20 protein-coding genes are annotated in these 23,840 nt (G+C 65.8%); 13 read left to right on the forward strand and 7 right to left on the reverse strand.

From position 1 onward, the window contains the following. Positions 1-54 precede the first annotated feature (54 nt). From ACVW1B_RS25575 to mdlC, 4 genes are all read left to right on the forward strand, one after another. Positions 55-561, forward strand: a complete 507-nt coding sequence (locus tag ACVW1B_RS25575) for a winged helix-turn-helix transcriptional regulator (RefSeq protein ID WP_456792759.1) — start codon at positions 55-57, stop codon at positions 559-561. 99 nt (positions 562-660) lie between these two features. Continuing rightward, positions 661-1,044, forward strand: coding sequence for a tautomerase family protein (locus ACVW1B_RS25580; RefSeq protein ID WP_456792760.1), 384 nt, complete (start codon positions 661-663; stop codon positions 1,042-1,044). Between the two features lie 128 nt (positions 1,045-1,172). Next, positions 1,173-2,060: a BJP family subclass B3 metallo-beta-lactamase gene (blaBJP, locus tag ACVW1B_RS25585; protein ID WP_456792761.1), complete on the forward strand. Its 888-nt coding sequence runs from the start codon at positions 1,173-1,175 to the stop codon at positions 2,058-2,060. A gap of 139 nt (positions 2,061-2,199) precedes the next feature. Next, entirely contained in the window at positions 2,200-3,828 is a 1,629-nt protein-coding gene (gene mdlC, locus ACVW1B_RS25590; RefSeq protein WP_456822389.1) for a benzoylformate decarboxylase, read from the forward strand. Positions 3,829-3,952: 124 nt separating this feature from the next. Here the strand turns inward: mdlC and ACVW1B_RS25595 are convergent, their stop codons facing one another. Next, on the reverse strand, positions 3,953-5,497 hold the full coding sequence (locus ACVW1B_RS25595) for a 4-hydroxyphenylacetate 3-hydroxylase family protein (protein ID WP_456822390.1): 1,545 nt from the start codon (positions 5,495-5,497) through the stop codon (positions 3,953-3,955). Positions 5,498-5,588: 91 nt separating this feature from the next. Here ACVW1B_RS25595 and ACVW1B_RS25600 point away from each other — a divergent pair, with 91 nt between their 5' ends. Further along, positions 5,589-6,203, forward strand: coding sequence for a TetR family transcriptional regulator (locus ACVW1B_RS25600; protein ID WP_456822391.1), 615 nt, complete (start codon positions 5,589-5,591; stop codon positions 6,201-6,203). Between the two features lie 113 nt (positions 6,204-6,316). Here the strand turns inward: ACVW1B_RS25600 and ACVW1B_RS25605 are convergent, their stop codons facing one another. Continuing rightward, positions 6,317-7,111: an SDR family oxidoreductase gene (locus ACVW1B_RS25605; RefSeq protein WP_225160543.1), complete on the reverse strand. Its 795-nt coding sequence runs from the start codon at positions 7,109-7,111 to the stop codon at positions 6,317-6,319. Positions 7,112-7,337: 226 nt separating this feature from the next. Then, the gene (gene trhA, locus ACVW1B_RS25610; RefSeq protein ID WP_057019273.1) at positions 7,338-8,033 is read right to left on the reverse strand and encodes a PAQR family membrane homeostasis protein TrhA; all 696 of its coding nucleotides are present in this window, start codon (positions 8,031-8,033) and stop codon (positions 7,338-7,340) included. Between the two features lie 194 nt (positions 8,034-8,227). Between trhA and ACVW1B_RS25615 the strand changes: the two genes are divergently transcribed. After that, positions 8,228-9,691 (forward strand): YcjX family protein, encoded by a 1,464-nt coding sequence (locus ACVW1B_RS25615; RefSeq protein WP_456822392.1) that lies wholly within the window; start codon positions 8,228-8,230, stop codon positions 9,689-9,691. Beyond that, positions 9,688-10,719 carry a YcjF family protein gene (locus ACVW1B_RS25620; protein WP_310880194.1) on the forward strand — a complete coding sequence of 344 codons (1,032 nt, stop codon included), beginning with the start codon at positions 9,688-9,690 and terminating at the stop codon, positions 10,717-10,719. Before ACVW1B_RS25615 ends, ACVW1B_RS25620 begins: the two co-directional genes overlap by 4 nt. A 115-nt stretch (positions 10,720-10,834) precedes the next feature. Here ACVW1B_RS25620 and ACVW1B_RS25625 read toward each other — a convergent pair whose 3' ends face one another. Continuing rightward, positions 10,835-12,376, reverse strand: a complete 1,542-nt coding sequence (locus tag ACVW1B_RS25625) for a glycosyltransferase family 39 protein (protein ID WP_310880309.1) — start codon at positions 12,374-12,376, stop codon at positions 10,835-10,837. 220 nt (positions 12,377-12,596) lie between these two features. Between ACVW1B_RS25625 and ACVW1B_RS25630 the strand changes: the two genes are divergently transcribed. The 5 genes from ACVW1B_RS25630 to ACVW1B_RS25650 all read left to right on the forward strand — a co-directional run bounded on the left by ACVW1B_RS25630 (position 12,597) and on the right by ACVW1B_RS25650 (position 16,948). Continuing rightward, positions 12,597-14,342 carry an adenylate/guanylate cyclase domain-containing protein gene (locus tag ACVW1B_RS25630; RefSeq protein ID WP_456822393.1) on the forward strand — a complete coding sequence of 582 codons (1,746 nt, stop codon included), beginning with the start codon at positions 12,597-12,599 and terminating at the stop codon, positions 14,340-14,342. Between the two features lie 163 nt (positions 14,343-14,505). Further along, positions 14,506-14,733: a hypothetical protein gene (locus ACVW1B_RS25635; protein WP_229192994.1), complete on the forward strand. Its 228-nt coding sequence runs from the start codon at positions 14,506-14,508 to the stop codon at positions 14,731-14,733. A gap of 208 nt (positions 14,734-14,941) precedes the next feature. After that, positions 14,942-16,141 (forward strand): SorA family sulfite dehydrogenase catalytic subunit, encoded by a 1,200-nt coding sequence (gene sorA / locus ACVW1B_RS25640; RefSeq protein WP_310880195.1) that lies wholly within the window; start codon positions 14,942-14,944, stop codon positions 16,139-16,141. An 11-nt stretch (positions 16,142-16,152) separates the two neighbouring features. Further along, on the forward strand, positions 16,153-16,464 hold the full coding sequence (gene sorB / locus ACVW1B_RS25645; protein ID WP_050386875.1) for a SorB family sulfite dehydrogenase c-type cytochrome subunit: 312 nt from the start codon (positions 16,153-16,155) through the stop codon (positions 16,462-16,464). Positions 16,465-16,747: 283 nt separating this feature from the next. After that, entirely contained in the window at positions 16,748-16,948 is a 201-nt protein-coding gene (locus ACVW1B_RS25650) for a cold-shock protein (RefSeq protein ID WP_057019268.1), read from the forward strand. A gap of 211 nt (positions 16,949-17,159) precedes the next feature. Here ACVW1B_RS25650 and ACVW1B_RS25655 read toward each other — a convergent pair whose 3' ends face one another. The 3 genes from ACVW1B_RS25655 to ACVW1B_RS25665 all read right to left on the reverse strand — a co-directional run bounded on the left by ACVW1B_RS25655 (position 17,160) and on the right by ACVW1B_RS25665 (position 20,608). After that, positions 17,160-19,232: a tetratricopeptide repeat protein gene (locus ACVW1B_RS25655; protein ID WP_456822394.1), complete on the reverse strand. Its 2,073-nt coding sequence runs from the start codon at positions 19,230-19,232 to the stop codon at positions 17,160-17,162. Positions 19,233-19,418: 186 nt separating this feature from the next. Further along, positions 19,419-20,042 carry a hypothetical protein gene (locus ACVW1B_RS25660; RefSeq protein ID WP_375166689.1) on the reverse strand — a complete coding sequence of 208 codons (624 nt, stop codon included), beginning with the start codon at positions 20,040-20,042 and terminating at the stop codon, positions 19,419-19,421. A 104-nt stretch (positions 20,043-20,146) separates the two neighbouring features. Next, positions 20,147-20,608: an Lrp/AsnC ligand binding domain-containing protein gene (locus tag ACVW1B_RS25665; protein WP_038386239.1), complete on the reverse strand. Its 462-nt coding sequence runs from the start codon at positions 20,606-20,608 to the stop codon at positions 20,147-20,149. 114 nt (positions 20,609-20,722) lie between these two features. Here ACVW1B_RS25665 and putA point away from each other — a divergent pair, with 114 nt between their 5' ends. Continuing rightward, entirely contained in the window at positions 20,723-23,731 is a 3,009-nt protein-coding gene (gene putA / locus ACVW1B_RS25670) for a bifunctional proline dehydrogenase/L-glutamate gamma-semialdehyde dehydrogenase PutA (protein WP_310880197.1), read from the forward strand. Positions 23,732-23,840: the final 109 nt, after the last annotated feature.

Genomic DNA, 23,840 nt, shown 5'->3' on the forward strand with positions numbered 1-23,840 from the left:
ATAGCCCATATTGCTATGAAAATCATAGCAACAATGCTGGATGAAGAAAACGTGATGGCAAGGCCAAAGGGCAATCCTGCTGACCAAACGCTGTGTCCGGTGGCGCGCGCGGAGACCGTGGTGGGCGACCGCTGGACGGTGCTGGTGCTGCGCGAGCTGTTCGCGCGCAACCATCGCTTCGAGGAGATTCAGGCCTATACCGGCGCGACCCCGCAGATGCTCACCGCGCGGCTGAAGAAGCTGGAGGCGGACGGACTGGTGACGCGGCGCGTCTACAACGAGCGTCCGTTGCGCCACGAATATCATCTGACGGAGAAGGGCGCGGCGTTCTTCCCCGTCATGTTCGCGCTGCGCGCCTGGGGCGAGACCTGGTGCAAATCACCCAGGGACGGTCTTTCGATGAACTATACGCACCTCGTCTGCGGCAAGCCGGCCGGGCTCGGTCCGGCCTGCCAGTCCTGCGGCAAGCCGCTGCATTGGGCGGACATGGTTGCGGAGCGAACGCCCAAATATCAGAGAGAGCGCGATGCGCGCTGGGAGGCCTTCAAGGCGGCCCGCTGAACGCACCGACCTCGCCGGCGCAAGCGGACGATGCCCATTCGCACCGTCGTACATCCCGATCACGCGGGGCCGAGCCTCGCATCACACAGGAGACCCACCATGCCATTCGTCCGTATCGACCTGAAGCGCGGCAAGCCCGCGGAATATCGCAAGACCCTTGGCGAGATCGTCTACAAGGCGATGCGCGAGGTGATCAACGTGCCCGAGAATGACAAGTTTCAGGTCATCACCGAGCACGACCGTGGCGACCTGAACTACGCCGACAACTATCTCGGCAATACCTACAGCGACGATCTCATCTTCATCCAGATCACCATGAATGCCGGGCGTACCGTCGAGACGAAGAAGGCGTTCTACAAGCGGATCGTGGACGACTATCAGAGCCAGCTGCAGGGACGGCCGGACGATGTTGTCATCAACCTCGTCGAGGTCGCCAAGGAGAACTGGTCGTTCGGTCACGGCATCGCGCAATACGCGAGCTGAACGCAGAACAGGAATGCGCCGGACGGACGGCCGTCAGCCCTGCGGCTTGCCGTCCGCAGCTTGCGGCCGGCGTCGCCAGCACGCATAGTGCCGCCCGTGCACGAACAACAACAAAGAGGGAGGCAACCATGAGGACGATCGCAGCCGCGCTGTGCGCGCTCGCGCTGATCGCAACCGGTGCGCAGGCACAGACGCTCAAGGACTTCATGGCTGTTGTCATGAAGAAATGGACCGCGCCGTTCGAGCCGTTCCAGCTCATCGACAATATCTACTATGTGGGCACTGACGGGATCGCGGTCTACGTCATCAAGACGTCGCAAGGGCTGATCCTGATGGACACGGCGATGCAGCAGTCGACCGGCATGATCAAGGACAACATCGCCAAGCTCGGCTTCAAGGAGCGCGACATCAAGATCATCCTCAACACCCACGCCCATCTCGACCACACCGGCGGCTTTGCCGAGATCAAGAAGGAGACCGGCGCGCAACTGATCGCCGGCGAGCGCGACAAGCCCCTGCTCGAGGGCGGCTATTATCCGGGCGACGAGAACAACGCCGATCTCGCCTTTACGCCGGTGAAGGTCGACCGCACCGTCAAGGAAGGCGACAAGGTGACGCTCGGCGATGTCACGCTGACCGCGCACACCACCCCCGGCCATTCGCCCGGCTGCACCAGCTGGGAGATCACGGTCAAGGACAGCAGCCAGGCGCGCAACGTGCTGTTCTTCTGTAGCGGAACGGTGGCACTGAACCGGCTGGTCGGCCGTCCGACCTATCCCGGCATCGTCGACGACTACCGCTCGACCTTCACCAAGGTCAAGGCGATGAAGGTCGACGTGCTGCTCGGACCGCATCCGGAGGTCTACGCCATGCAGGCCAAGCGGGCGCAGATGAAGGACGGCGCGCCGAACCCGTTCGTCAAGCCGGGCGAAAATGCCACCTATGTGGCCGGGCTTGAGCAGGATTTCGACAAGCAGCTCGCCAAGCAGACCACCGCGCTGCAGAAGGCCAACTAGCCGCAATTGCAGCCGTTGCCGCGGCAACTATGGGCCCAGCGGCTTGACATCGTCAGGCAATCCATCGACAGGTGGATTGCCTTTCCGCTTTGCCGCCCGCAATGACGGAACGTAACAAGACAGAAATGGGAGCCGCCCGATGTCCTCGCGCAAACCCGCCGCCAGCAAAGGCACGACCGTCACCGTCAAGGACGCCACCTTCGGCCTGCTGCGCGCGTGGGGCATCAAGAAGGTGTTCGGCAATCCCGGCTCGACCGAGCTGCCGTTCCTGAGCGACTGGCCCGACGACATCGACTACGTGCTCGGCCTGCAGGAGGCTTCCGTCGTCGGCATGGCCGACGGCTATGCGCTGGCGACGCGCAATGCCGGTTTCGTCAATCTGCATTCGGCGGCCGGCGTCGGCAACGCGCTCGGCAACATCTACAACGCCTATCGCAACCAGACCCCGCTGGTGATCACCGCGGGCCAGCAGGCGCGCTCGATCATGCCGCTGCAGGCCTTCCTCTATGCCGAGCGGGCCTCCGAATTCCCGCGGCCTTACGTGAAATTCGCGGTCGAGCCGGCGCGCGCCGAAGACGTGCCCGCCGCGATCGCGCGCGCCTATTATGTCGCGATGCAGCCGCCCTGCGGGCCGACTTTCGTCTCGGTGCCGATCGACGACTGGGCGCATGCGACACAGCCGCTCGACGCGCGCCAGGTCAGTCGCGAAATCGGTCCTGATCCATCCGCGATGCAGGCGCTGGTGGCCGCGCTCGGCGAGGCCAAGCGCCCTGCCCTCGTCGTCGGCCCGGCCGTCGATCGGGCCGAGGCGGTCGATCTCATGGTTGACGTCGCCGAGAAGTCGAAGGCCGCGGTCTGGGCCAGCCCGTTCTCGGCGCGCTGCTCGTTCCCCGAACGGCATCCGCAGTTTGCCGGCTTCCTGCATGCCGCGCCGGGCCAGCTCTCCGATGCGCTGCGCGATCACGATCTCGTCGTCGTGGTCGGCGCGCCGGTCTTCACCTTCCATGTCGAGGGCCATGCCGCGATCTTCGACGGTTCGACCACGATCTTCCAGATCACCGACGATCCGGACGCCGCCGCGATGACGCCGACCGGCCACAGCATCGTCGCGACCATGAAGCCCGCGCTGACGGCGCTGCTCGAGATGCTGCTTGAGACGAAACGCACCGCGCCGGCTGGCCGTGTCCTGCCGCCGGCTCCGGCCGCCGGCGACCCGATCCCTGCCGAATACGCGCTGCACGCGCTCTCGGCCGCGATGGGGCCGCATGATGCGCTGGTCGAGGAAATACCGTCGCACCGCCCGCTGATGCAGAAGGCGATGCCGATGCACGGCCAGGACAGCTTCTACACCATGGCGAGCGGCGGCCTCGGCTACAGCCTGCCGGCCGCGGTCGGCATGGCGCTCGGTCGACGTCAGGGACGCACGGTCTGCCTGATCGGCGACGGCTCGGCGATGTATTCGATCCAGGCGCTGTGGACATCAGCGCAGCGAAAGCTGCCGCTGACGGTCGTGGTGCTGAACAATTCCGGCTACGGCGCGATGCGCTCGTTCAGCCAGGTGATGCAGGTGCGCAACGTGCCGGGCCTCGATCTGCCCGGCATCGATTTCGTCAAGCTCGCCGAAGGCCTGGGCTGCGACGCCGTGCGGGTGACGAAATCAGCCGAGCTTCCGGGCGCCTACCAGCGCGCCCTGTCGCACCAAGGCACCAGCCTGATCGAGGTGATGGTCGATTCCGCGGTGCCGCTGCTCTACGCGCAGAAGAGCTGAGCGGCAATCTCGCCACGTCATTGCGAGCGAAGCGAAGCAATCCATCTTTCGGCAAGTGGAGATATGGATTGCTTCGTCGCTGCCGCTCCTCGCAATGACGGCTGGACATATATTCGCAACCTTATTACGAGGGCATTGGATCGCCGAGCATGGGCGCCGCTGACGGCGTCGGCGCCTCGCAGCCGGAGGCGCAGCAGCGTCCGGGCTGCTTCGACACCCGTTGTCCCTGGTCGACGAGGTCGCGGCCGAGCAGATTCACGACCAGCTCGGCCTTCTCCATCACCGGATAGTTGCGCCAGATCTCGCGCTTCATCGCCTCCGGCGAGCCGCCGCCGTGCAACGAGATCACCGAATACCAGCCGGCTTCGTGCGAGACCGTGAGGTCCTCGATCAGCCGCGCCACCTCGGCGCGCTGCTCGGCCGGAATATCGGGACGTCCGCCCATGACCGCGGCAAGCGAGGCGCGCGTTTCCGGATTGTGATCCTCGTCGGGACCCGGCAGCGCGACGATCAGCCCGCCGGAGACGTAGTGCGCGACGCGGTGCATGTCGTAGATCTTGGTCGCCAGCAGCAGCTTGCCGATGTTGGAGAACACCGCATCCGGCATCACCGAGCCCGCCGGATCCTTCGTGCAGTAGACCGAGGAGGCGACGCCGCAGGCATAGAAACTCTCGGTGATGGTGATCAGCTCGACCATCGCCTCGCGGATATGCGCATGCTTCTCGGCATCGAGCCCGTTGGCCTCGATCATCAGCGCGCCGGCGCCGATCAAGAGATCGCCGAAGCCGGCACGGGCGCCGATGCAGGAATGCCGGTGATGCGTCGCGTAGGAGGTGGTGAGGAAACCGCCCTCCTCGGTCTCGCCGGCAAGGAACACGCGATCATGCGGCACGAACACGTCGTCGAACATCACGACGCCGACCGACTGGCCATACTTCGCCGAGAATTTCGCCGCGGCATCGCCGGGCCGGCCGGCCGGACGCGCGACGATGGTGACGCCGGGCGCATCGACCGGCACGGCGCAACAGACGGCAAAATCCTTGTCGGCAGGCACATGGGTGCGGCACGGCATGACAAGGAATTCGTGCATGTAAGGCGCGCCGGTCACGATCGCCTTGGTGCCGCGGATCACGATGCCGTCGGGCCGGCGCTCCTTGATATGGACGTAGACGTCCGCATTGACCTGCAGGCCGGGACGCTTCGAGCGGTCGCCCTTCGCATCGGTCATGGCGATGCCGAGCGTCAGATCCTGGTCCTGCACCTCGTGCAGATAGTTGAGGAAGCGCTGGCTGTAATCGGTGCCGTGGCGATCGTCGGCCAGCCTGGTCGCCTGAAAGAGACCATTCAGCGCATCATGGGTCAGGTAGCGCTGCGCGCAGCCCGACGTCCTGCACACCAGCCGCACCGCCTCAAGCTTGTCGAGCAGGTCCTGCGAGCTCCGATTGATGTGGAGCATGCGGTTGACGGTCTTGCCCGAGGTACCCTGCCGCGCCGTCATGATCGGCACATGCTCGGGCTGCAGCGCGAAATCATAGGTTACGCCGACGCCCGCCACGCCGGGCGCCAGCAACGGCTCGTCCGCGACGCTCGCAACCGCCGCGCCGTTGATGAACACACGCGGCTTGTAGCGGCGCAGGGATTCCCGGTAGTCCGCAGCCGTCATCAGCATGGCGCTTCTCCCTTGCTCATTTATTCTAACATTGTTAAATTATCTAACGCTGTTAGAATTGAGTCAAGAACGGATTTGCCGGGCCATGCAGATGCGCGAGAGCAGGAAGGAAGCGGTCAGCCGCCACAAGCGGGAGCTGATCCTCGACGCGGCGCGCAGCGTGTTCGCGGAGGAAGGCCTCGAGGGCGCGAGCCTGCGGGCGATCGCGACGCGGGCCGGCTACACGCCGGCGGCGCTGTACTTCCATTTCGATTCCAAGGAGGCGATCTACGCCGAGGTGCTGCGGCAATCGCTGGCATCGCTCGGCGAAGCCGTCAGTGCGGCAGTCGCGACGACGCGCGGCGCCAAGCAGAAGCTGCACGCCGCAGGCATGGGCTTCTTCCGCTATTACGCGGACAACCCGCGCGACCTCGATCTCGGCTTCTATTTGTTCCGCGGCGGCATGAAGCCGGCCGGGCTCGGCCATGACCGCGATCACGCGCTGAACGCCGCGCTGGAGGCGGCGCTGCATCCGATCGCCGAAGCCGCAGAGGCGCTCGGCGCCTCCAGGTCGAAGGCGAACACGGTGATGGTGGACTGCTTCGCGCATGCGACCGGCCTCCTGCTGCTATTGCACACCGGCCGCATCAGGATGTTCGGCGCCTCGGCGCCCGATTTGATGGATGCCTATCTGCGCGACAAGATCGCGCAGATCACAAAGGAGTGAGGCGCCTCAGTTGCGAGGCCGATATCGTAGCCCGGATGAAGCGCAGCAAAATCCGGGATTCACGCGCGCACGTTCGACCCGGATTACGCTTCGCTCCATCCGAGCTACAGGTCTCACTTACCGTGCGCTTCCCGCATCTTGGCCTGGATCTTGGCCATGCCGCCAATCCAGCGATCGTAATTCTCGGTCTTCTTGCGCATGTAGCCGAGCACCTGCGGGTGCGGCAGGATCAGGAAGGTCTCCTGCTCGATGCCCTTGAGCGCATCCTGCGCGACCTGCTCGGCGGAAAGATCGCCGTCGCCGGATTGCGGGCCCTTCGGAATCGAGCGCAGCATGCTGGTGTCGACGCCCTGCGGACAGAGGATCGAGACCTTGATGTTGTCGGCGCGGTGCGAGATCGCGAGGTTTTCCGCAAAGCCGACCGCGGCGTGCTTGGTGGTCGAGTAGGCCGGACTGCCGACCTGCGACAAGAGGCCCGCGGCCGAGATCGTGTTGAGGAAATAGCCGCCGCCGCGCGTCTTCATGCGCGGCACCAGATGCCGCGCGGCATAGACATGCGCCATCACATGGATCGCCCAGCTCCGCGACCACGGCTCGTCCGAGGTGCCGCCGGCGTTCACCGACAGCGGATCGAAGCCGCCGCCGATGCCGGCATTGGAGCAGAACAGCGCGATCGGGCCGAACATGCGCTCGGTCTCGTCGATCACATGCAGGATGTTCTTCTCCTGCCCGACGTCGCATTTGAATGCGGCACCACCGACCGTGGCCGCGACCTTCTCGGCCGCGCCATGATCGAGGTCGACGACCACGACCTTCGATGCGCCCGCGGCATGGAACGCCTCGCACAGCGCCTTGCCGATGCCATTGCCACCGCCGGTGACCACCACAACCTTACCTGCCACCTGCATGGCCATCCTCCCGATATCTTTGCTCGTACGTTGTTGCCTTGCCCATGCTGCCCTGCGCCTTCCGTCATCCTGAGGAGCGCGACGCGCGTCTCGAAGGATGAACGGCCCGGCTGGTGGCCGTCGACCCTTCGAGACGCCGCTGCGCGGCTCCTCAGGGTGACGGTGTGAGGGCTGAATGCGCCTATCACGAAACATGATAGCCCATTCGCCGCAGATGGCGAGAACTTCAGCTCGCCAGCACGACGTCAAACACCGCCGTGTAGTGGCAGGCAGCCCCGAGCAGCACGAAGCAGTGCCAGATCGCGTTCTGGAAACGCAGCCGCCGCCAGGAGTGGAAGATCACGCCCAGGCTGTAGAGGATGCCGCCGGCCAGCACGAAGCCGAGCGCCATCGCCGGCAGCGCCTTCACGACGCGGTCGTAGAGCATGATGCCGCTCCAGCCCATCGCGAGATAAAGCCCGATCGAGAGCCGGTCGAAGCGGCCGGGATAGCGCAACTTCAGCCAGATCCCGACGATCGCCACGCACCACACCCCGACCAGCAGCGCGATCGCGAAGGTGCTGTCCTTCAGTTCCACGATGAACGGCGTGTAAGTCGCGGCGATCAGCAGATAGATCGCGGAATGGTCGAAGCGCCGCAGCACCCATTTGGCGCGCGACACCGGCCAGAGATTATAGGTCGCCGACAGCACCAGCATTGCAAGCAGGCCGGCGACATAGACCGACACCACGGCGATGTCGAACGGGCCGGCATAGACTGCGGTCAGCACGATCAGCGCGGTGGCGGCAACCAGCCCGAAAGCGACGCCGACGAGATGGACGACGCCGTCGGCGATCAGCTCGGCACGGTCGTAGTTCCACAGCGCGGCGCCGGCCGCGTGGATCGAGGTCGAGGCAAGTTGCTTCAGGCGGAAGACCGTCATGCAGGCTTTCCCGTGGGCCGATGGACGATGGGGAGCGCGGGTGGTGAGACGCTTTCAATTCCCGTGCCCCCCGACAACCCCTCGCCTGCAAAGGCGCCGGAAATGTGAAGCTTGATTTTGGCCCGATAATCGCCACCTTGCGGGTGATCGCCCGCCCTTTTGGTCCCTCCTGCCGGGTTTATCGTTAACCCTCCATGCCCCCCAGCTTCACTGATATCGTCGAGGAAGCCCGTCTCTCGGCGCGGGCGCTGCTCGACTATGGCGAGGGCTTCTTCAACCCGACGGTGCGGCTCGGCGTCACCGGCCTGTCGCGCGCCGGCAAGACCGTGTTCATCACCGCGCTGGTGCACGGTTTGACCCGCGGCGGCCGCTTCCCGGTGTTCGAGGTCTATGCCTCGGGGCGGATCGCGCGCGCCTATCTCGCCCCGCAGCCCGACGATGCGGTGCCGCGCTTCGCCTATGAGAACCATGTCCGGACATTGGTCGAGGAGCGGACCTGGCCGAGCTCGACCACCGACATCTCCGAGCTCCGTCTCGTGATCGAGTATCAGCGGCAAAATGGCGCGGACCGCACGCTGACCCTCGATATCGTCGACTATCCCGGCGAGTGGCTGCTCGATCTGCCGCTGCTCAACAAGAGCTACGAGCAATGGTCGGCGGAGAGCCTTGCGTTGTCGCGCGAGCCGCTGCGCGCAAAACTCGCGGCACCCTGGCACGCCCATCTCGCGACGCTGAAGCCAGAGGCCAAAGAGGACGAGCAGGCCGCGCTGACCGAAGCACGCCTGTTCACCGACTATCTGCGCGCCTGCCGCGACGAACGCTTCGCGATGAGCCTGTTGCCGCCCGGCCGCTTCCTGATGCCCGGCAATCTCGCCGATACGCCGGCACTGACCTTTGCGCCACTCGACGTGCCCGCAGGCGGCAGCGCATCCGACGGCTCGCTGTGGGCGATGATGCGGCGGCGCTTCGAGGCCTACAAGGACGTCGTGGTGCGGCCGTTCTTCCGCGATCATTTCGCGCGGCTCGACCGCCAGATCGTGCTGGCCGATGCGCTCGCCGCATTCAATGCCGGCCCCGAGGCGCTGCACGATCTCGAGGCCGCGCTCGCCGGCATTCTCGACTGCTTCCGGATCGGCCGCAGCACGATCCTGAGCGCGCTGTTCCGGCCGCGCATCGACCGCATCCTCTTCGCCGCTACCAAGGCCGACCATCTGCACCACCAGAGCCACGACCGGCTGGAGGCCGTGCTGCGGCGGATCGTGGCCAAGGCCGCCGAGCGCGCCGAATATGCCGGCGCCGATATCGACGTCGTCGCGCTCGCCGCGGTGCGCGCCACGCGCGAGGCGCAGGTCCAGCGCGGGCGCGACCGGCTGCCGTCGATCCTCGGCACGCCGGCGCCGGGCGAGGTCGCCAATGGCGAGCGGCTCGACGGCGAGACGGAAGTTGCGACCTTTCCGGGCGACCTGCCCGATAATCCGGAGGAGCTGTTCAACGGCGGTTTCCGCGGCCTCTCAAGCTCGGACACAGAGGCCGTAGACTACCGCTTCCTGCGCTTCCGTCCGCCAAAGCTGGAACGAAACGGCGATGCAGAGCCGGTGCTGCCTCACATCCGCCTTGACCGCGCCCTCCAGTTCCTGATCGGAGACAAACTGCAATGAACGAGAAGACGCCCCCGCGGCGGCCGGCGACGTTCAAGCTCGACGATCCCGGCGTGGTCGTGATGGATCCGGACGACGGCGGCCGCCTCACCCGCGGCACGATCCAGATCGTGCCTGAGGCCGAGCCCGCGCAGCTTCCGGTCCCGGTCGATACGCCGCTGGTGCCGGCGCGCCGCGGCTTCCGCTGGGGCACGCTGTTCTGGAGCGCGGTCGCGGGCCTCGTGGTGCTCGGCACCGGGCTTGGCGTCCTCAACCTCGTCGAGGACCTGTTCGCACGCAATGAAGGCCTCGGCTTCCTCGGGCTCGCGCTCGCCGTCATCGCCGCAGTGGCGCTCGCGGTCGTGACCACGCGCGAGCTCGTCGGCCTGGCAAGGCTTGCGACGATCGAGAAGCTGCATCTGCGCGCCGCCGAGGTGCTGATCAGCGACGACCGCGCCGCAAGCCGGGTGATCGTCGCCGATTTGCTCAAGCTCGCGCACCAGACCCCGCAGCTCGCTCGCGCCCGCAGCGCGCTGCAGAGCCACACCGACGACATCATCGACGGCGCCGACATGATCCGCCTCGCCGAGCGCGAGCTGATGACACCGCTCGATGAGGAAGCGCGACGGCTCGTATCGACCGCCGCGCAGCGCGTCTCGGTCGTCACCGCGGTCAGCCCGCGCGCGCTGTTCGACGTGCTGTTCGTGTTCGTGGCGAGCTTGCGGATGATCCGGCAGCTGGCGCGGCTCTATGGCGGCCGGCCCGGCGCGCTCGGCATGATCCGCCTGCTGCGCCACGTCGTCGCGCATCTCGCCATCACCGGCGGCATGGCCGCCAGCGACAGCCTGATCCAGCAGATGCTCGGTCACGGCATCGCGGCAAAACTGTCACAACGCCTTGGCGAAGGCATGCTCAACGGCCTGTTGACCGCCCGGCTTGGCCTCGCCGCGATCGACGTCACCCGCCCGCTTCCCTTCAACGCCCTGCCGCGCCCGGCGCTGACGGATCTCGCGAAAGACCTGATCCGCAAGCGCGAGGAAGAGGAATGAGGTGCTTGCCTCGCCCCGCTTGCGGGGAGAGGCCGGAATTTTCGCGAAGCGCAAATTCCGGGTGAGGGTGAGTCTCCGCGAGACCAATTCTCGCCGTCCCCGTGGAGACTCCCCCTCATCCCGACCTTCGCAGAGCGAGCTCTGATCGTCTCGTCCCCGCAAGCGGGGAGAAGGAGGAGGCCAGCACGCGCCAGCGGAAGAAGGTGGTGTCCGGCGGCGGCGACAGATCGGGGGTCCAGCCGCTGATCTTCTCCAGCGCATAGGTGTCCATCACCATGCCGCGCCAGCTGCGCGTCACGCGCTCCAGCGGCTGGCGCACCGCTGATGTCTCGCTCCACAGCGGCAGATTGTTCTCGGGCTCGCGCCCGACATAAATGCCGGCGTGATCGCGGATCTTGCTCATGCCGGGATCGGCAAAGCCCTGGAAGCGGCCGCGCTCGTTGATTTCGATGACCGTCACCTTCCCGCGCAGCAACCAGCGCAGCATCGCATAGGTGCGATAATCCGTTGTCGCGACCCAGGTCGCGCCGGTCGCCTCAACCTGCGCCAGCGTGCGCGCAGCCACCACATCGTAGCCCGCCTCGGTGCCGATCGGATCGGTGCGGCCGATCAGATTCCACGGCGCGAACATGTAGTAGAGGAAGACGCAGACGACGAACACGATGCCTGATGTGATCGCGGTCCGCGCCCAATACACCGTCGATTTGACGAGCCCGACCGACCAGCCCTCGAACGGCATCCGCGTGACGTTGATCGCGACCGCCGCAAATCCGGCTGGCCACAAAAACATCGGCCAGGTGTCGCCGACCCGCAGCGTCAAGGACTTCCAGAGGAAGTAGATGAACGGCACCAAGACCGCGGTCGCCAGCAGGATCGCAACCGGCTCGCGCTTGCGATAGCCGCGCCATGCCGTCAGCGCGGTGCCGAACAGCGTCACCGGCAGCAGCACGAAGCCGACCAGGCCGAACTGCATGCCGACGAATTCGCCGACGGTGCGCAGCGTGAAGGCGCGCTCGGCGGTGGCGCGCACCGCCTGGAAGCGGAACGAGGCCCAGTCGTGCTCGGCATTCCAGATCAGCACCGGCGAGAACACAACGATCGCGATCAGCGCGGCAAGATACGGATACGGGCTGCGCAGCCAGCGCCAGCGCCAATCCGGCACCAGCGCAAAGGCGAGCACCGCCGGCGCGAACATGATCGCGGTGAATTTCGACAGCAGCGCCAGCCCGGCAAACAACCCCGCGGCGAGCCACCAGCGCCCGTCACCGCTTTGCGCAAGCCGCACCAGCGACCACAGCATCGCCACCGAAAACGGGATCAGCGCCGTATCCGGCGCGACCTTTGCCATCAAGAGGCCGTAATACAGCGCCGCCTCCGGCAGCAGCAACGCCAGCATCACGGCGCGGACGTTGTTGGCCGTCACGCGGCGGACGATGTCGGCGAGCAGGAGCTGGGTGGCCAGCATCGCGACGATGCCGCCGAGGCGGACGCCGAGATTGGTGTCGCCGAGGATCGCGGTGCCGAAGCGGATGAACCAGGCGACCATCGGGGGATGGTCGAGGAACGACAGCACGTTTTCCTTCGACCAGGTCCAGTAATAGGCCTCGTCGGTGCGCAGATCGAGCGCATGGGCGTAGACCAGCCGCATCGCGGTCATGGCAACGATCACGGCGATGACGCCCCGCCAGTCCGGCGCGCGCGAACGGGCCGGCTTAACGCTGTTGTTATCGGCTCCGGGTTCGGCTTGGGCTATCGTCACGGCGCGCTTTTTGTTCGACTCTTAACGGAGTGTCAACGTGCCGCACGGCCCGCTCTCACGGCTGGTCCGGACCCGCGGTGGTGTTCAGCGCGGGAATTAACCACTAGACTTGCCGATCATGAATCACATGGCCTCCCCCTCGCGCGAGCACTTGCAGGACATGGCCCGCGGTATCGGCCTGCGGCAGGTCCGCATCGTCACGGGGGCGATCATGTTCGCCTACCTGACCAGCCATTTCCTCAACCACGCGCTCGGCAATATCTCGACGGAGGCGATGGCGATCGGGGTCTACTACCACACCGAGTTCTGGCAGTTCCTGCCGGTCGCGATCGTGTTCTACAGCGCCTGCCTGGTGCATACCGGGCTCGGCATCTGGGCACTCTATCAGCGCCGCGAGTTCCACTGGAAGGCGATCGAGCCGCTGCAACTCACGCTCGGCCTCAGCATCCCGATGCTGATCGTCGCCCACGTCGTCGGCGTACGGCTCGGCCAGACCCTGTACGGGCACGAGAAGCTCTACCCCCAGGAGCTGTACACCTTCTTCATCGCCTCGCCGAACCGGCTGTGGCAGATGCTGGCGGTGCTGGTGATCGCCTGGGTGCATGGCTGCATCGGCCTGTATTTCTGGCTGCGGCTGCGTCCGTTCTTCAAGCGCGCCGCGCCGTTCCTGCTCGCCGGAGCCGTGCTGATCCCGACCCTGGCGATGCTCGGCGTCTACCAGGGCGGCCGCGCCACGGTCGCGGATTATCAAGATCCCGACTGGCGGCGCGAGGAGCTGTCGGTGCAGAAGCTCGGCACAGCGGCGCAGGGGACCACGCTCGAGAAGATCACCGACGGCCTGACCATCGGCTATCTCGGCCTGCTCGGCCTCGTGCTGCTGGCGCGCGGCGCGCGGGCCCTGCTGGAGCGCCGCGGCGGCATGATCGCGCTGTCCTACGGCAACGGCCGCACGCTGCGGGTACCGAAGGGATTGAGCGTTCTGGAAGCAAGCCTGCGCTACAACGTGCCGCATGCGAGCGTCTGCGGCGGCCGCGCACGCTGCTCGACCTGCCGCATCCGCATCATCGGCGACCACGCCGGATTGCCCGAGCCCTCGCCGCGCGAAGCCTTCGTGCTGCACCGGGTCGGCAATGACGATCCGTCGATCCGGCTGGCCTGCCAGTTGCGGCCCACCGCCGACCTGAATTTCTTCCAGCTGTTCCTGCCGAGCACGACGTCCGCCAACGCACACGCCGCCAATCCGGCACGGGTCGGCCAGGAGCGCTATCTGGTCAGCATGTTCGTCGACATGCGCGGCTCGACGCAGCTTGCCGAGAAGCGGCTGCCGTTCGACACCGTGTTCATCGTCAACCGCTTCCTCGGCGCGGTATCGCAGGCGGTGCTGGAAGCCGGCGGGCGGCCCAACCAGTTCATCGGCGACGGCATGCTGGCGCTGTTCGGGCTTGCCACCGACCGGCAGGTGGCCTGCCGCCAAGCGTTGCGCGCGGCGGCGCTGATCGCAACCCATATCGACGAGCTGAACCAGTTCCTGAGCCACGATCTGCGCGAGCCGATCCGCTTCGGCATCGGCATCCATGGCGGCGAGGTGATCGTCGGCGATATCGGCTATCGCGACCACATGGTGTTCACGGCGCTCGGCGATGCCGTCAACGTCGCGGCACGGCTGCAGGACATGACCAAGGCGCTGGCCTGCGACGCGATCATCTCGGACGAGGTGCGCGTCACCGCCGGGCTGGCCGACGATGCCCTGCCGGCGCAGGAGGTCGCGATCCGCGGCCGCAACGAGCCGATGACCGTGCGCACGGTCGAAAAGACGCAGCTCCTATCGACGCTGGTCGACGACCGGCGTGCCGTCGCGGCCTGACCTAGTTCATCTCCGCTCCAACCCAATGTGACCTGCCGCACATCCGACGGTGCGTTCAGCAGAGATGCTCGAACGTGCCCGGTGCCGGATGCGACTGACTGGCGATGGGTAACACTGCAACCGCGCCGCGACAGAGCTCAACGCGCACCCGAAGGAGAAGACCATGTTTCGCAAAGTCACGCTCGCTCTCGCCACTGCCGCAACCCTCGGTGTCGCCGCGCTGGCGCCGACCGCAGCTTCCGCCAAGCCGTTCTTCTGGCATCCGCATCACCATCACTTCTGGGGTGGCCCGGGCATTGCCGTCGGCTTCGTCGACTCCGGCTGCTACGCCACCCGCCTGGTGCTGACGCCCTACGGCTATCGCTATCGCACCGTGAACGTCTGCTACTGATCGAACCTTCTACTTGGATGGAAACGCCCCGGTCGTCCACGCGACCGGGGCTTTTCGTTGTTGCGACGCAACGCTGCGAAAGCTCAATTGACTCGCGGTTGTCAGGTGCGACATTTGGACCGCGCGCATTCCATGATGCGAAGGCGCGCAAGGCAATCTGGGCCTGGTGATGACCGGCTCACGACAGAACAGCTTCGGAGGAAGCGGAATGCTCGATCGACGAGACTTGATGAAGCGCGCCGGATTGGCGGCTTTGGTGACGGGGCTGGGATCAAGGGGCGCACTCGCCCTCGACACCGTGACGCTGCCCTTCGGCAATGGCGAGCGGCCGCTGGTGCGCTATCCGCAGAAGCGCCCGATGATCGGCCTGACCGCCCGCCCGCCGCAGCTGGAAACGCCGTTTGCGGTCTTCAACGACGGCCCGCTCACGCCGAACAACGCGTTCTTCGTCCGCTATCACCTCGCCGACCTCCCCTACAATCTCGATCCGGACAAGTTCACGCTGGAGATCAAGGGCAAGGTCGACAAGCCGCTGAAGCTGTCGCTGAAGGACATCAGGAAGCTGAAGGCGACCGATATCGTTGCCGTCAACCAGTGCTCCGGCAACAGCCGCGGCTTCTTCAGTCCGCGCGTCGCCGGCGGCCAGCTCGGCAACGGCGCGATGGGCTGCGCGCGCTGGCATGGCGTGCCGCTGAAGACCGTGCTCGACATGGCCGGCGTGCAGGCCGGAGCCAAGCAGGTCACCTTCAACGGCATGGACGGGCCTGTCAGCGACAAGACGCCGGATTTCGTCAAGGCGCTCGACATCGACCACGCGCGCGACGGCGAGGTGATGCTGGCCTGGGGCATGAACGGCGAGGACCTGCCGTTCCTCAACGGCTTCCCGCTCCGCCTCGTGGTGCCCGGCTATTACGGCACCTATTGGGTGAAGCACCTCAACGAGATCGCCGTGATCGACAACGTGTTCGAGGGCTTCTGGATGAAGTCCGCCTACCGGATACCGGATACGCCGAACAATGCGGTCGAGCCCGGCACCGCACCGAAGGCGACGATCCCGATCAATCGTTTCACGGTGCGCTCGTTCATCACCAGCGTTGCCGACGGCGCCAAGCTGAAGGTCGGCCGCACCATGCTGCGCGGCATTGCCTTCGACGGCGGTAAAGGCATCAAGGAGGTGATGGTCTCGACCGACGGCGGCAAGAGCTGGACGCCGGCCAAGCTCGGCAAGGACCTCGGCAAATACGCCTTCCGCGAATGGAAGTTGCCGGTGAAGCTCGCGGCCGGTCCCGCAGAGCTGAAGGTGCGCGCCACCAACAATGCCGGCGACACCCAGCCGATGGATCCGTTGTGGAATCCGGCCGGCTATCTGCGCAACGTCGTCGAAACCGTGCGCGTCACCGCAGCGTGAGGAGAAGCATCATGACCAGCAAGCTGCTTCCATCCCTCGCCGCGATCGCCGCGCTGTCGATCGGCGCTGCCATCGCCGCGCCCGTGAACTACACGGTCCCCGAGGAAACCGCGGCCTTCAAGCCGGGTCCCAACCTGGAGGTGGTGCAAAACAACTGCACCGCCTGCCACTCGGCCGACTACATCAAGACCCAACCGCAGGGCGAGAAGTTCAAGAAGGATTTTTGGCAGGCCGAGGTGACCAAGATGATCAAGGTCTACGGTGCGCCGATCGACGAAGCCGACGTCGGCAAGATCGTCGAATACCTCTCCGCGACCTATTGAGACGCCGCCGGTCGATCCCCGCGCGCCGGCCGAAAAGGCAGCGCGCGGGACGATCGATCCAGTTCGGTACACCGGAACCGATCCGTTTTTGCAGCGCATCAATTGACCACGAAACGGGCAATCCGGCGTAAAACCCCCGCAAAGCGGGTTGTTTCCGGTCAAAAACACACCGTCGTTTGATCTACCCAGCTTTTTTCAAACTGCTATCCTGTCGTTGCGGACAAGCCGGTTTTTGCGGGGACCGACTGGTCTGTTTTCGATTGATTCCGCGGAGACGACTGGAATGCCCAAAGGTACAGTGAAGTGGTTCAACCCGACCAAGGGTTATGGATTCATCCAGCCCGCATCGGGCGGCAAGGACATTTTCGTTCATATTTCAGCAGTTCAGAAGGCTGGCCTTCAGACCCTCAACGAAGGTCAGTCGGTTGAATACGAAGAGATTGCAAATCGCGGCAAGACGTCAGCCGAAAACCTCAAGGTCTAGCGTCACAGCGCCAGATCCGGCGGCGCACTCTCGGACGCCATCCGGGAGTGGGGGCCGATCCACACACCAGACAACGTGACGTTCGGCGGGGCGGGCACGATGCCCGCGCGCCATGGCGTTGAACTATATGGCGTTGAACTATTTCGGCGGCCACCGCTCGCGCGCCGACGACTACCTTTTGCGCCGGGAAGCGCGGCTGCGCATTGCAGCATCACAGGCACGTGCCGCTCTGGCCGTTGCCGCACGGCACCCGCTTCGACAGCTGCTGAACCTTGCGCTTCGACTCGGCCTGCGCCAGCACGTCGAACACGCTTGACGGGGTGAGCTGCGTGGCCTTGCGGAAGTCCTCGGTCGCCTTGTCGACATGGTTGAGCGCCTCATGCGCCTTGGCGCGGGCGAACAGGCCCTCAACCGTCTCCTTCTGCGCGATCGCCCGGTCGAGATCCTCGACCGCCTTGTCGTAGTTGCGCAACGCCGACCAAGTGATGCCGCGCAATGTCAGCGCCGGCTGATAATCGGGCCGCGCAGAGAGGATGAAGTTGAGATCCTTCATCGCGTTGTCCGGCTTCTTCAGCCCGAGATAGGCTCGGGCGCGCAGCACATGCGGGAAGGCATCGTTGGGCGCCCGCGTGATGATCTGGTCGAAGGCGGCAATGGCGCGGTCATACTGGGAGGAAGTCAGCATCGCGAGCCCGCGGCCGAGCTGTGCCGTCGGATTGTTCGGGCTTCGCTCCAGCACAGCGTCGATATCGACCAGTCCCTCATCTGCGCGGCCCTTGAGCATCAACGCGAGGCCGCGCCACGATTTGGCGATCAAATTGGTCGGCACCAGCGCCAGCGCCTGATCGAAATCCAGCAGCGCCTTGTCGAGCTGGTTGAGGCCGATATGGGCGAGCCCACGCTCGGTGAAAGCGAGCGTCTCCTTGGGATTGAGCGAGATCGAATGATCGTAGTCGGCGAGCGCGTCCTGCACCTTGCCGGTGCCGGCCTTGACGAGGCCACGCGCCAGATAGGCCAACGAATTGTTCTGATCGAGCGTGATGGCACGGCCGGCGTCGGTCATCGCTTGATCGAACTGCCGCGTGCCGGCGGCATTGAGCGCGCGGGCCGCCAGCAGCTGCGGATCGTCCGGCTTGAGCTTGAGCAGGACATTGAGATCGTTGCGCGCGTCCGCCGGCCGGCCGAGCTTTGAATAGGCCAGTGCACGCAGGCGCAGCGCAGCCTCGTTGCGGGGATCGCCGCCCAACACCTGGGTGAGATTGGCAACGGCGCCTGCGTAGTTGCCCTGTGCGACGAGCTGCTTGGCCTGCTCGACCTGCTGGTTACCCGCCGCCGGCCCGGCTGGCCGCGCCGGCGGCGCGCCTGGAGCCGGTGCGGCCTGCGGCGGCGCGGCGCCGCCTGCTGCCTTGGCTAGTTCGGCCTGCATCGTGACCGCCTGCTGGCGCTGCTGCTGGATCTCCTTGTTGTCGGGAAGCACCGCCAACAACCGGTCGAAGTCGGCAATCGCGCGGGCATAGTCACCCTTGGCGCTGTAGAGCTGGGCACGGGCGAAATAAGCGTTGCGCTCGGCCTGCGGCGCCTGCGCGATTGCACGCGAGAAATCCTCGATCGCTTTATCCATGTCGCCCTTGCGGCGATGGGCCTGACCCCGCCAGTAGAATGCATTCGGCGTGCCGGCGTTGACGGCAATCGCGGTGTTGGCGTCGGCCACCGCCGCATCGGGCTGTCCGGTTTCGACATAGGCCCGCGCGCGCCCGACACGGGCAGCGGGAAGATCCTGCCGCAACGTGATCGCCTGGTCGTAATCCGAGATCGCATCGCTCCAGGCGTGCTGGTCGGCGCGCAGATTGCCGCGCGCCAGGAAGCCGAACGGGTTCTTCGGCTCGAGCTCGATCGCGCGATCGAAATCGGCGCGGGCCTGATCCAAGCTGCCCTTGCGTTGCTGGACATAGCCGCGCGCGATCAGCGCCGGCACGAATTGTCCATTCAGCTGCACCGCTGCATCGGCATCGCTGAGGGCCTGATCGATCTTGCCGCGCGCGATGCCAAATCGCGAGCGGCCGGTGAAGGCCTTGGTGCGGTCCTCCGTGGAGCGTGCGGTATCGTTGATGATGCCCGAGCACGCCGCCTCGGCCTTGTCCGTCGGCGGCCCGCTGCAATCCTCGACATCACCCGCACGGGCAGGGCCGGCGAGCACAGGCCAAAGCAGCAGCGCAAGCGCCAGCAGCTGTGGGAAGCGAACGCCGCCGCTGGCGGCATCAATGCAGATCGAACGTGAACGCATGTGGTAGCCTCGGGTTGACCGAATGCTGCCGGTGTTAACGCGTCACTTGGTTCTTATGGTGATGGGGACTGAATGTATTTTTTGGAACCATGGAGTCCAGTTCCAGCGTCAAATGACGCAGATCGCGACCTCTGCAATCAATGAGGATGGAACAGCGCGGAACGCGCAGCTGCAATGCTCAATCGTTCAATCTTCCGTCACCCATTTGGCGACGGTCATGACATCAGGCGGTTGCAGATAGCCGCGGGGCCAGAGATCGACAGCCCATTCCACCTTGGTCGCGCGCTCGACGAGGACGGCGGTGTTGTGCGGCGTTTGCGCCAACGAAAATCCGCGGTAGTGGGGATCCCCAACGTCATGAAACCTGAACAGGTTCCACGCCTGCATCACCAGCATCAGGCTGGTCGTGTTCCGCGTCGTGTCCCAGCAATCATAATTGTGTTTGTCGTCGTTGGCGCGGAAATCCGCTTTCGCCACGCGCTTGTCGGTGCCGAGGATCGGCCCCATGCGCCGGTCGAACCAGATCACGGCCTTTTGCACGGCCGCGCGTTCGGCGGCGGCATTGGCGCGGCCCGTGGCCATGATCTTGGCCAGGGCCGCCCGGTCGGCTGCGCTGAAGTCGAGCATCTCGCGACGCCGGCAGACGAAGCCGTAACAGACGGTCATCCCCGTCGCCGACGGCGGATAGATCGAGACCGAGGTGTAGAGCTGCAGGATGCCGGAGCTGAGCTCGGCCGCGCGGGCCGGCATGGCCGACGGCAACGACAGCATGAGCACAGCAAGCGCGCCGGCAAATCCGGCCCGCTTCATTCGTATCGGCTGATCAGCGTCTTTCATGAACCACCGCCCCAACTCGACCAAAGGATTATCGCGGGCGTGTCGCGATGCCAAGACATCCGGCGCATGGCTGTGGATCAGACCGGCAGCGGCGCGTCGCGCTTGACTTCCTCCATCACCGCGTAGGTTCGCGTTTCGCGCACGCCCGGCAGCGCCAGCAGGGTCTCGCCGAGAAACCTGCGATAGGCGGTCATGTTGGCGACCCGCGCCTTGACCAGATAGTCGAAGCCGCCGGCCACCATGTGACACTCGAGCACTTCCGGCGCGGTCTGGACCGCCCTGGCGAACTTCTCGAATACATCGGGCGTGGTCTTGTCGAGCAGCACCTCGACAAACACCAGCAGACCAAGCCCGAGCCGGTGCGGATTGAGCCGGGCGCCATAGCCCTCGACGAAGCCGTCGCGCTGCAGCCGCTTCAACCGTTCGCCGACCGAGGTCGGCGACAGGCCGATCCTTTCCGCCAACTCCACATTGGCAATCCGGCCATCCCCTTGCAGGATCGAGAGGATTTTGCGGTCAGTCTTATCGATCTCGGTCATATCTACGGTAATTCTCGAATTGATCCTAATTTTCTAAGGCAAATCTGCTAATTTGTCTATCGAACTACGGTTCGCTAGCGCGTACGTGTTCCCACACAATCTCAAGGAACCGCCATGCCAGACCCGTCGCCGCTCCCGCCCCTGTTCAGCGCGCCCTACGCGCCCGACGACGCCACCATCGCCGCCCGCCTGCGCCAGGACGCGAAGCTTGGCGCAGAGGCGGAGGCACGGATCGATCGCACGGCAACCCGCCTGATCGAGGCGATCCGGGCCAATGACGATCCGCTTGGCGGGGTCGAGGACATGCTGCGGGAGTTCGCGCTGTCGACCAAGGAAGGGCTGGCGCTGATGGTGCTGGCGGAGGCGCTGCTGCGGGTGCCGGACGCGCGCACCGCCGACCAGTTCATCGAGGACAAGCTCGGTCAGGGCGACTTCGTCAACCACGAGACCAGATCGAGCGCGTTCCTGGTCAACGCCTCGGCCTGGGCGCTCGGCATGTCGGCGCGCGTGATCCAGCCCGGCGAGACGCCGCAGGGCACGATCGGGCGGCTGACGAAGCGACTCGGTGCGCCGGCGGTGCGCGCCGCGACACGGCAGGCGATGCGGCTGATGGGTAGCCATTTCGTGCTCGGCGAGACCATCGAGGCGGCGCTGTCGCGCGCGCAATCGCACACGGCGCGCGGCTCGCGCTATTCGTTCGACATGCTCGGCGAGGGTGCGCGCACCGCCGACGATGCCCATCGCTATTTCGAATCCTACGCCCGCGCCATCGATGCGATCGGCAAAGCGGCCGGCGATCAACCCCTGCCCGACCGGCCTGGCATCTCGGTGAAACTCTCCGCGCTGCATCCGCGCTTCGAGGCGGTGAGCCACGCGCGGGTGATGACCGAGCTGGTGCCGCAGCTGATCGATCTCGCGCGCCGCGCCAAGGCGTTCGACCTCAACTTCACCGTCGATGCCGAGGAGGCCGACCGGCTGGAGCTGTCGCTCGACGTCATCGCCGCCGCGTTCGCCGACCCCTCGCTCGCCGGCTGGAGCGGCTTTGGCCTCGCAATCCAGGCCTATCAGAAGCGCGCCGCCGACGTCATCGACTATGTCGATGCGCTCGCGCGTGCGCTGGATCGCAGGATGATGGTGCGCCTGGTCAAGGGCGCCTATTGGGACACCGAGATCAAGCGCGCGCAGGAGCGCGGGCTCGACGGCTATCCGGTGTTCTCCCGCAAGGCGATGACCGACCTGAACTACGTCGCCTGCGCGCGAAAGCTGCTGGCGCTGCGGCCTCGGCTGTTTCCGCAATTCGCCACCCACAACGCGCTGACGGTCGCAACCATCCTCGAACTCGCCGACGATCCCTCAAGCTTCGAATTCCAGCGGCTGCACGGCATGGGCGAAGCGCTCTACGCCCAGCTCGGCGAGGACAGGCCCGAGATCGCCCACCGCACCTATGCGCCGGTCGGCAGCCACCGCGACCTGCTCGCCTATCTGGTGCGGCGGCTGCTCGAGAACGGCGCCAACTCGTCCTTCGTGGCGCTGGCCGCCGACAATCGCGTGTCCATCGTGGACCTGCTGCGCCGCCCGGCCGAGATCGTCGGCACCGACGACAAGGCGTCGCACTCCGCGATTCCGTTGCCGGCCGAGCTTTATTGGCCGCAGCGCGAGAACTCGCACGGCATCGAATTCGGCGAACGCAAGGCGCTCGGCGCGCTGACGTCGGCGATCGCGGCCGAACGGAAGGCTTCGCCTTCCGTCACGCCATCAACCACCGAGCAGGCGAATGCCGCCGTTGCCGCGGCGCGCCGCGGCTTCAAGGCCTGGAACGCCACGCCGGCGACAAAACGCGCGGCGATCCTGGACAAGGCCGCGGAGCTGCTCGAGCAGCGCCGCGCCCATTTCCTCGCTCTGCTGCAAAGCGAGGGCGGCAAGACGCTCGACGACGCGCTATCGGAAGTGCGCGAGGCGATCGACTTCTGCCGCTATTATGCCGCGCTGGGGCAAAAGCTGTTCGGCGAAGGCGAGACGATGCCCGGCCCGACCGGCGAAAGCAATGTGCTGGAGCTGCACGGCCGCGGCGCGTTCGTCGCGATCTCGCCGTGGAATTTCCCGCTCGCAATCTTCCTCGGCCAGGTGACGGCGGCATTGATGGCGGGCAATGCGGTGATCGCAAAGCCGGCCGAGCAGACGCCGCGCATCGCAGCCGAAGCGGTTGCCCTGCTGCATCAGGCCGGCGTGCCGCCATCGGCGCTGCATCTGGTCCAGGGCGAGGGCGCGGTCGGCGCCGCGCTGGTGGCGCATCCCGCCATTGCCGGGGTCGTCTTCACCGGCTCGACGGAGGTCGCGCGGTCGATCAACCGCACGCTCGCCGCCAAGGACGGCCCGATCGTGCCGCTGATCGCCGAAACCGGCGGCATCAATGCCATGATCGTCGACGCTACCGCGCTGCCCGAGCAGGTCGCCGATGACGTCGTGACCTCGGCGTTCCGCTCCGCCGGCCAGCGCTGCTCGGCACTGCGGCTGCTGTTCGTGCAGGACGACGTCGCCGACCGCATGATCGAGATGATCGCCGGCGCCGCGCGCGAATTGAAGATCGGTGATCCCTCCGAACCGTCGACGCATATCGGACCGGTGATCGATGCCGACGCCAAGCAGCGGCTCGATGCGCATATCGCGCAAATGAAGCAGGAGGCCCGCGTGCATCTCGCCGGCGAGGCGCCATCAGGCAATTTCGTCGCGCCGCACATCTTCGAACTGTCGGCGGCCGGGCAATTGAAGGAAGAGGTGTTCGGCCCGATCCTGCACGTCGTGCGCTACCGCGCCGACAAGCTCGGCGAGGTGCTGAGTGCGATCGAGGCGACCGGGTTCGGGCTGACGCTCGGCATCCATTCCCGCATCGACGACACGATCGAGCACGTGATCGACCGCCTCCAGGTCGGCAACATCTATGTCAACCGCAACATGATCGGCGCGGTGGTCGGCGTGCAGCCGTTCGGCGGCAGCGGCCTGTCCGGCACCGGCCCCAAGGCCGGCGGCCCGCATTACCTCGCGCGCTTCGCCACCGAGCAGACGATCACCATCAACACCGCCGCCGCGGGCGGCAATGCGGCGCTGATGGCGGGGGTGGAGTAATACTCATCACCGACATGTCATTCCGGCATGGTGCATGGGCGTCAGGTCCGGAATGACTTGGTTGCATCGTGCCCCCCAGATGGGTCAAATGGCGGTCCGATCGGGATCA

This window comes from Bradyrhizobium sp. USDA 4502 (assembly GCF_054063355.1).

What these genes read in the sequence shown, in the direction of transcription:
- ACVW1B_RS25575 (WP_456792759.1), top strand. Translation starts at nt 55, where the DNA reads ATGGCAAGGCCAAAGGGCAATCCTGCTGACCAAACGCTGTGTCCGGTG.
- ACVW1B_RS25580 (WP_456792760.1), top strand. Translation starts at nt 661, where the DNA reads ATGCCATTCGTCCGTATCGACCTGAAGCGCGGCAAGCCCGCGGAATAT.
- blaBJP (WP_456792761.1), top strand. Translation starts at nt 1,173, where the DNA reads ATGAGGACGATCGCAGCCGCGCTGTGCGCGCTCGCGCTGATCGCAACC.
- mdlC (WP_456822389.1), top strand. Translation starts at nt 2,200, where the DNA reads ATGTCCTCGCGCAAACCCGCCGCCAGCAAAGGCACGACCGTCACCGTC.
- ACVW1B_RS25595 (WP_456822390.1), bottom strand. Translation starts at nt 5,497, where the DNA reads ATGCTGATGACGGCTGCGGACTACCGGGAATCCCTGCGCCGCTACAAG.
- ACVW1B_RS25600 (WP_456822391.1), top strand. Translation starts at nt 5,589, where the DNA reads ATGCGCGAGAGCAGGAAGGAAGCGGTCAGCCGCCACAAGCGGGAGCTG.
- ACVW1B_RS25605 (WP_225160543.1), bottom strand. Translation starts at nt 7,111, where the DNA reads ATGCAGGTGGCAGGTAAGGTTGTGGTGGTCACCGGCGGTGGCAATGGC.
- trhA (WP_057019273.1), bottom strand. Translation starts at nt 8,033, where the DNA reads ATGACGGTCTTCCGCCTGAAGCAACTTGCCTCGACCTCGATCCACGCG.
- ACVW1B_RS25615 (WP_456822392.1), top strand. Translation starts at nt 8,228, where the DNA reads ATGCCCCCCAGCTTCACTGATATCGTCGAGGAAGCCCGTCTCTCGGCG.
- ACVW1B_RS25620 (WP_310880194.1), top strand. Translation starts at nt 9,688, where the DNA reads ATGAACGAGAAGACGCCCCCGCGGCGGCCGGCGACGTTCAAGCTCGAC.
- ACVW1B_RS25625 (WP_310880309.1), bottom strand. Translation starts at nt 12,376, where the DNA reads ATGACCGCGATGCGGCTGGTCTACGCCCATGCGCTCGATCTGCGCACC.
- ACVW1B_RS25630 (WP_456822393.1), top strand. Translation starts at nt 12,597, where the DNA reads ATGAATCACATGGCCTCCCCCTCGCGCGAGCACTTGCAGGACATGGCC.
- ACVW1B_RS25635 (WP_229192994.1), top strand. Translation starts at nt 14,506, where the DNA reads ATGTTTCGCAAAGTCACGCTCGCTCTCGCCACTGCCGCAACCCTCGGT.
- sorA (WP_310880195.1), top strand. Translation starts at nt 14,942, where the DNA reads ATGCTCGATCGACGAGACTTGATGAAGCGCGCCGGATTGGCGGCTTTG.
- sorB (WP_050386875.1), top strand. Translation starts at nt 16,153, where the DNA reads ATGACCAGCAAGCTGCTTCCATCCCTCGCCGCGATCGCCGCGCTGTCG.
- ACVW1B_RS25650 (WP_057019268.1), top strand. Translation starts at nt 16,748, where the DNA reads ATGCCCAAAGGTACAGTGAAGTGGTTCAACCCGACCAAGGGTTATGGA.
- ACVW1B_RS25655 (WP_456822394.1), bottom strand. Translation starts at nt 19,232, where the DNA reads ATGCGTTCACGTTCGATCTGCATTGATGCCGCCAGCGGCGGCGTTCGC.
- ACVW1B_RS25660 (WP_375166689.1), bottom strand. Translation starts at nt 20,042, where the DNA reads ATGAAGCGGGCCGGATTTGCCGGCGCGCTTGCTGTGCTCATGCTGTCG.
- ACVW1B_RS25665 (WP_038386239.1), bottom strand. Translation starts at nt 20,608, where the DNA reads ATGACCGAGATCGATAAGACTGACCGCAAAATCCTCTCGATCCTGCAA.
- putA (WP_310880197.1), top strand. Translation starts at nt 20,723, where the DNA reads ATGCCAGACCCGTCGCCGCTCCCGCCCCTGTTCAGCGCGCCCTACGCG.